Genomic DNA, 8083 nt, shown 5'->3' on the forward strand with positions numbered 1-8083 from the left:
ACAATAAGCGCACTTCTGAATTCCTTCGGAATTCAATAGTTCTTAGTATCTTTAGAATCAATTCGAACAGTCGGTCCGTTTTGCAGCTTACTGTTCTTATGCAAACCGTTAGCATTAATACTAAAAAAAATCCGTGACTGAATTAATTTCCGAACTAAAAAAATCACCTTTATTCAATTTATCGTTAAGTTCTAAAGAATTATTTCACAGTAATTTTATTGCTTGGATTTGTGAGGAATATCATTCCGAATTTGGCAAAATACTTGCTGATTATTTTAAAAGCGAACACGAATTTATTGATACTAATATAATCTCTGTTCAGAGAGAAACTCGAAGTTTAGATTTGACAATAGGTTTCATTTCAACAAGCATAATTATTGAGAATAAAGTCAAAAGCGTTCCCGATAAACAACAACTCATAAAATATAGAGAAAAGAGTAATCCGAATAACTTGTTCGTTTTATTAACTATGATTAAACCACATTTCAAAGTGGACGAATTAGGCTGGACTTTATTAACTTATGATAATTTAGCTCTTATTCTTAAAAAGTTACAAGCCGAAATAATTGACGAATATCATATAAAATTACTCGAAGATTACATTCAATTTATAGGTACTCTTTCAAATTTACTGCGGACTTTAGAATTGACTGAAAACGATAGTTTTTATGATTTTTATAGCAACGAACACAATCTATTTAAAGAAGTTAGATTACACGATTTGTATATAAAATCCAAATATTCGCAACTTGCTAAAAAAATACGATTGAATTTAAATTCTCGAATTGATGATAAAGAGATTTTAATCGGAAAAAGGTATTTACATCACATAAATAGAAATAAAGTTGTCATCAGCACTAATCTTGTGAATGGAAAAGGAGTGATGAATATTGATTTTAGTAATGAAGATGATTTAATCTATGGAATAATGCTCGACGGATTTAGATATAATCTTTACATTTATGCTATTGGCGAGAAGGAAAAAGAGAAAATCGAAATCGCCAATAATTTAAGAGATACAAATCAATGGTTTACATTTGATTTTTTGCCAGAAAGCGAAGTCTATCCAAAAGGTAAAAAGGAATATAATAAATACGGAGCAAGTATGATTTACCGTTCTGTAAAAATTAAAACTGACTTAAATCTGAATGATTTACTTGATAGAATATATAAAGATGTCGTCAGAATGTTGCGCATAAGTACTAATGCTAACAACGTATAAAAACAATAGGGCAATTGGTGCTTAACCCAATGGTCACAGTACTTTTCGAGGTCGCCAAATTTTTAAATTTGGCTTATTGAGAAAAAAAGTTAATAAGAAAAATTTAAAAATTCTGCTTGTGTTTAACCGAATGGTTCGTGCGTTTTTTCCGCCCTACTGTTCTTATACAAATCCGTTGTGTGCAACCTGAAAAACTAAATGAATAACGAACAAACTGCAATACGAACTACCTATTTTAGCATCATTGGAAACACCAGTTTAGCTTTGATTAAAGGACTTGCAGGATTCTTTGGCAATTCATATGCTCTCATTGCAGACGCAATAGAATCAACAGCCGATATTTTTTCTTCCCTACTTGTTCTATTTGGTTTAAAATACGCAAAACGACCAGCAGACGAAAACCATCCATATGGCCACGGAAAAATTGAACCACTAATAACTTTTTTAGTAGTCGCTTTCCTTGTAACATCTGCAACCATTATTGCTTATGAAAGCATTCAAAATATTCAGACACCTCATAAAGTTCCTAAATCTTGGACTTTGATAGTGCTTGGTGCAATTATTATATGGAAAGAAGTGTCATTTAGAATAGTAATTAATAAAAGTAAAGAGACCAATAGTTCTTCTCTCAAAGCAGATGCTTGGCACCACAGAAGTGATGCAATAACTTCTGTTATGGCATTTATTGGAATTTCTATCGCTTTAATTTTCGGTAAAGGCTATGAAACGGCTGATGATTGGGCAGCTTTATTGGCTTCTGCTTTTATTCTTTACAATAGCTACTTGATTTTCAGACCAGCTTTAGGAGAAATTATGGATGAACATTTGTATGACGATTTATTGGAGGAAATTCGAGCAGAATCTATAAAAGTCAAAGGTGTTGTTGGAACAGAAAAATGTTTTATACGAAAAGCAGGAATGAAATACCACGTTGATTTACACGCAATAGTTGATGGAGAAATTTCTGTTAAAAAAGGACACGATATTTCACATCAATTAAAAGACCATTTAAGAAAAGAAATACCGAATTTAGGACACGTTCTAATTCATATTGAACCGAATGAATAAAAAAAGGCAGCACACAACAATGTATATAAAAAATAGGCGAAATAGTAATAAAATCAATTTTTTAGGCTCGTATCAAAGTTTGTGCTTAACCGAAAATCTAGTGCTTCGAAATCGCCTACTTTTCATATACTAACCGTTACCTGCAAGCGAATCCAGCCGCACAGTCAAGCACATTTCATTTTGCTCGTGCCTCACAAAATAAAAAGAGCTTGCCTTTTCCCAACGCTTAATCTGAACAAAAAACAGAATTAAATAGGAATTTAAAAAAATGTCCGTAAATTTGTCCGTGTACGTAAAAACGTCCGTGAATAATTATGGCAACAATTAATTTTTATTTAGACAAACCAGACAAAAAAGGGTTTGCACCAATTCATCTACGAATAAACTGTAACGGAAGTCAAGTTAAGGTTTCTACGGGACAGAAAATAGAACCGAAAAACTTCAACAAATCCAAACAGAAAGCTATTGGATTAAGTGTAGAATCTCACGAAATCAACCATTATTTGGATTTTCTAAGGGAACGAGCGGATGAACTTCTGCACCATTCTAACAAAAAAACCTTTGTTCAGGATGAAGTCAAAAGCTTATTGAACGAACACATCGAAAACTATAAAGAGAATAGCAATGTAAATATTGTAAAAGAACAGGTCGCTCTTTATGGAAAACCCTTCACTTTTGTAGACTTATTTGCAGGAGCAGGTGGTTTTAGTGAGGGATTTTTACAAGCTGAGCACAACAACAAATTCTTTGATTTCGTAGTTGCCAACGATATTAATGAAAATTGCGAATTAACTCACGTTGTTCGTTACAACCACCAATTAGGCTTAGACGCAGAATTTCTTAAACAAGATATTACAGAACCGGACTTTTTAGACAATTTATTAGAAAAAATTGACGGTCGTCAAATTGATGTTGTCTGTGGTGGACCACCTTGTCAAAGTTTCAGTCTAGCAGGGAAAAGAAAAAAGTTTGATAAAAAAGATGATTTATTCTCTCATTATCTAGAAGTAATAAAGGTTTTACAACCAAAATACTTCGTTATGGAAAATGTCAAGGGAATTTTGACAAAAGAAAAAGGCAAAATAAAAGAACTAATCATCAAAGAGATTAACTCTATTGTGGACATAAAAGAAATTCCATTACTAATCTCTTTCATTAAAAAAATACGAAAAGAATCTAATTCCTTTCTTTTTGACAGTATTATAAAGCGAGTAGAATTAGAAAAACTACTTGAAAAAGATAAAGAGACTGGAAAAGCTGATTTCATCACTTTTGTAGAAAATAGATTTAGAAAATTAACGCCAAAAATTGCTGATTACAAAACGAGTAAAACTGACGAAAATATAAATACAATTCGCCACGGTTTTAACCTTTTGGCTAGAACAAAAGAATGGGAAAAGCTAAAACGTGATATTATAAAGGAAAAAGATTTTTGCAATATTGACAGCGACAATTTTGCAAATGCTTTCACAGATTTCCTTACAGAAATCAGTTCTGAAAATGTGATTTCAAAAATTGAAGACGCTTTCAAAATTCTAAAAGTACCAAGTACTTATAAAAATGATTGCAAAGACATTATTACATCTTTAAAAATCTACACAACGTCTTTTGATGAATCCATTGAAATATTAAAATCGCATTGTAATACAAAACAAAATAAAGAGTTAGAAACGATTCTTGAAAACATTAGGCTTTATAAAATAGAACAACCATTTGTTGCTAACGCATCAAATTATGGTGTTCCACAAAATAGAGAAAGAGTACTTTTTATAGGTTGTCGTAAAGACCAAAAGTATATTTCTGAAATTCCAGCAACAGTTTCAGAAGAAGAAAAAGTCACCATTTTTGAAGCTTTGTATGACTTAGATTTTATAGGTAATAATCAAGAAGCTCACCGTTACGAATTGGTTGACATTTCAGCTCAATACAATGGAATAGCCAAAAAAATGGCTAAACTTTTAAAGAAACGTAGAATTGATGGAAAGCCAATTTCAAAAGGTGGAAAATCATTTGCTGAGTGGTCTAAAAAAGGTCGATTGATTGAACGTTTCAAACCACAAACTAAGCCGTTTTATGTTAAAAATAGCGAAGCGCTTGAAAATGGAGAAAAGTATTTTGACATACTAAACAATCACAAAACAAGTAACCAAAACGAAACCGTTATTGAAAGACTTGGTGTCATTTTAAAAAATGGAAACTACAGAAAAGCACAACCTGAACTTGAAAAATTAAATCTTTCTACAAATAAGAGAAATTACAATGTTTTAAAACCAGATGAACAAAGTTCTACCATAATGACTATTGCAGACGATTATATTCACTATAATTCACCAAGGTCTTTAACTGTTAGAGAAATGGCACGTTTACAATCCTTTGACGACTCTTTTGTATTTCAAGGCAAACGCTCAACAGGTGGAAATAATAGAAAGACGGAAGTGCCACAATACACTTTAGTGGGTAATGCTGTTCCGCCATTATTAGCAAGAGCAGTGGCAAGTGAAATTTTAAAACATATCAAGTGAGAAAACTTACAACCGCAGAACAAGAAAAGATAAAATTACTGACTAAAAACCAAGTTTCTCTTACTTTAATTGAACCAACCGAAACAGGATTAAAAAAATCCATAATGGATGCGACTGGTTCTGTTCGTAGCTATTTAAAAAGTGAGAATATACACGACTACGAATTACAGAATCAAGGAACAGAGAGTAAGATATTAATCCCAACGGTAATTCATACAGGATATAAAACCATAAAATCCAAAGCGTCTTTGTATCGACCTTTAACCAAAAAGGGCGACCCTAGAATTTGGTTTTATAGTTTAACAAAAGTTGCTGACCCAAACGATATTATAGCAATAACTTACTTTGATAACCGATTTCAAGTTTTCAACTTGACAAAATTAGATATCAGAGAATTGATTAATTCTTCAATTCTGAATCCATTTCAAGAGTTAATTAATGCAATTAACACAACTGAGAACGAAGTCGCTTTTGAGCTTTTGGCAATGTTAAGAAAAATAGCAAATGCTGGCCCAATTCCTTCAATGGTTGACGCTGACACTTCGGTTGGAAGAACACTTGAAACAGCACTCGGAATTGACATTAATTCCTCTAAACAACCAGATTACAAAGGAATTGAGCTTAAATCATTTAGAAACAGCAGAACAAATCGAAAAAATCTATTTGCACAAGTTCCAGATTGGAAATTGAGTAAATTTAAAAGTTCGGCAGAGATTCTTGATAACTTCGGCTATGAACGAGAAAAGGATTTTAAGTTGTATTGCACAGTTTCGGCAATTACGAGAAACTCGCAAGGCTTGAATTTAAGAATCGATAGTGACATTAAACAACTGATTGAAAACTCTGATAAACCAGAGGTTGGCGATTTTGTGGTTTGGACGTTAGACAAACTTCATAATCGACTAAAGTCAAAACATAAAGAAACCTTTTGGGTAGAAGCCGAAAGTACCAGAATAAATGACCGAGAGCATTTTCAATATAAGTTGGTAGAACATACTAAAAAGCCAATCACTTCTCAATTTGATTTGTTAATTGAACAAGGAATTATAACACTTGACCATTTAATAAAGCGAAACTCAAAAGGAAAGGTTGTCGAAAAAGGTCCGTTATTTAAAATAAAACCGAAAGGAATTGAATTACTGTTTCCGCCAAGTGAAAGTTATAATTTAATGACATAGCGGAATTGTCAATGCTGAAAGCCATACACATTTCCAGTCGCGCCATCCACGCTACACCAAAACTGTAAAAGAGTATGCCTTTGCAATCGCTAGCAAGTTTGTGGAAAAACGCCAGCCAGGTAACAATGTATATAAAAAATAGGGCGATTTTGGCTTAGTCAAAAGGTAGTTGTGTATTTGCAATGCCACCACATTTTTAATTTTGTATTTTTATAACTGAAAAGTTAAAAAAGAAAAATTAAAAATATGGCTCGTGGCTACACCGAATAAAAATCGCTTATCTACTGCCCTACTTTTCATATACTGAACCGTTAGCCACAATATTAAACGTGAATTTTACTGCATACAAACATTCGATTATAAAAGAAAGGCCTTCAATCTCAGTGAAGTTATTTTGGATTGGTGTTTTAATAATAACCATTACTTTTCTAATATATTACATTGACAATCAAACGCCTCCACGAAATGCTTTATCTGTTATAACTAATATGCTTTTCTTTATCGGAATAGTTCCAATTCTTTTCGCATATGTTTATCAATTTTTTGATTTTGAAATAGTTGAAATTTCTGACAAAGGTTACTTGGAGCTCAATGAAGAAGAAATTATAATAGATCATCAGAAATTAATCCGGTATGAAGAAATTACGGATTTTGATGTTAAACTAATTGCATTTTATAACCAAAAAATAAATTTAGCATATCGAATGCCTACTGAGCGAAGGAGTTTAGGATTAAGCAATGGAATAAAAATAACTACTGATAGTCAAAAAATTATTCTGAATTTTAAGCTTGAAAACAGTACACACCAAAGGAAACTCGAAGAAGTCATTAAGCAACTAGTTATTAATGATAAATTAAAAAATATTGATGCTAAAAAATTAATTCATCTGATTCCAACACGTTTTAAAAAATCAGAGGATTATAAAGATTATGTTATAAAACAAATAGTGGCGAATCGGATTAATTGCACAGAAGGACTCCTTTTACATGGATATAATTCGGATAAAGAAGCGAAAGAACTTAGAAAAAAATACTGTGGCTAACAAAGGGTATAAGTAATTCGGGTGATGTTGTTTAATTAAAAGTTTCGGTATATTTGGGATGACCGCCAAATCTTCTGATTTGGCTTTTTGAGAAAATAAAATATAAAAAGAAAAACACAAGATTTGGCTATAGATTAAATAGAGAGCAAGGCAACTTCCCTCCCGCACTACTCATACCCAAACCGTTAGCATAAATTGCTCCGAAAAAATCCATCGGATTTTATTCAGTCGCAATTTATTCGAGAAAAGACATAGACCGAACCGAGCATTCCCTGAAATAGATTACGCAAAATAAGATGACGGAATTTAATACGCAACGGAATCTAAACTTTGTATTGCGTCGAGCTGAAATCGAAATGGCGAAATGCAATCAATACGTGAAAATATTGTGGTAGCACGCAATCGATGCGGCAAAACGCAACTGTTGCTGGAGCAGATTAACGGGAACAATATGTGCTTATTCGCATGTGTCACAAAATATGCTAACACCGGCTATAAGTAATGCGGGTAATATCGTTTAATCGAAAGTTTCGGTATATTTGGAAGACCGCCAAATCTTTTTAATTTGGCTTTTGAAATAAAAAAAATAAAAACAAAACAAAAAGATTTAGGCTAGTGACGGTTCGAAATGTAAGTACGCTTCCCTCCCGCACTCCTCATAGCCAAACCGTTACATGTAATGGCTCCTAAAACGCGGGAAATTCGCAATCATTACGGAAATCTATCTCTAAAAAGCTGTTCGGAATTGAATAGCCGCACGCAATCTGAACTCTAAAAAACTTCTGATCTGAATAGTACGCAGCGTAATGAAAATAATACGTCTTATAAACTCGAAAAAACATTACATTTAATTCAATTGTCGAATTACTGAAAACGGGAATAGTTGAGAGACTATTTTCGGTTTATAAGCTTAAGAAAATCGATGCATAATATGAAAATATAGATTCACGATTGTGGCGCTGCGAAGTGTTGCGTAATCGTTTAGGCAGCACTTAAGTAAAGCGTGCTAAGATTATGGGTCGCCACTACACGTAACAACGCATAAAAACA

The 8083-nt window shown here is 32.7% G+C and carries 5 protein-coding genes; all 5 read left to right on the forward strand.

Annotation, left to right across the window (positions count from 1 at the left end; all coding sequences use genetic code 11):
• Window positions 1-133: 133 nt before the first annotated feature.
• The 5 genes from ULVI_RS01760 (at window position 134) to ULVI_RS01780 (ending at window position 7033) form a co-directional block, all read left to right on the forward strand.
• Entirely contained in the window at window positions 134-1222 is a 1089-nt protein-coding gene (locus ULVI_RS01760) for a PD-(D/E)XK nuclease family protein (RefSeq protein ID WP_068589001.1), read from the forward strand.
• 198 nt (window positions 1223-1420) lie between these two features.
• On the forward strand, window positions 1421-2290 hold the full coding sequence (locus ULVI_RS01765) for a cation diffusion facilitator family transporter (protein WP_068589003.1): 870 nt from the start codon (window positions 1421-1423) through the stop codon (window positions 2288-2290).
• A gap of 314 nt (window positions 2291-2604) precedes the next feature.
• Window positions 2605-4812, forward strand: coding sequence for a DNA (cytosine-5-)-methyltransferase (gene dcm, locus ULVI_RS01770; RefSeq protein WP_068589005.1), 2208 nt, complete (start codon window positions 2605-2607; stop codon window positions 4810-4812).
• On the forward strand, window positions 4809-5990 hold the full coding sequence (locus ULVI_RS01775; protein ID WP_068589007.1) for an MvaI/BcnI restriction endonuclease family protein: 1182 nt from the start codon (window positions 4809-4811) through the stop codon (window positions 5988-5990). The genes dcm and ULVI_RS01775 overlap by 4 nt, the downstream gene beginning before the upstream one ends.
• A 329-nt stretch (window positions 5991-6319) precedes the next feature.
• Window positions 6320-7033: a hypothetical protein gene (locus tag ULVI_RS01780; RefSeq protein WP_068589009.1), complete on the forward strand. Its 714-nt coding sequence runs from the start codon at window positions 6320-6322 to the stop codon at window positions 7031-7033.
• Window positions 7034-8083: the final 1050 nt, after the last annotated feature.

Origin of the sequence: Cochleicola gelatinilyticus, assembly GCF_001637325.1 — a bacterium.
Classification (GTDB): Bacteria; Bacteroidota; Bacteroidia; order Flavobacteriales; family Flavobacteriaceae; genus Cochleicola; species Cochleicola gelatinilyticus.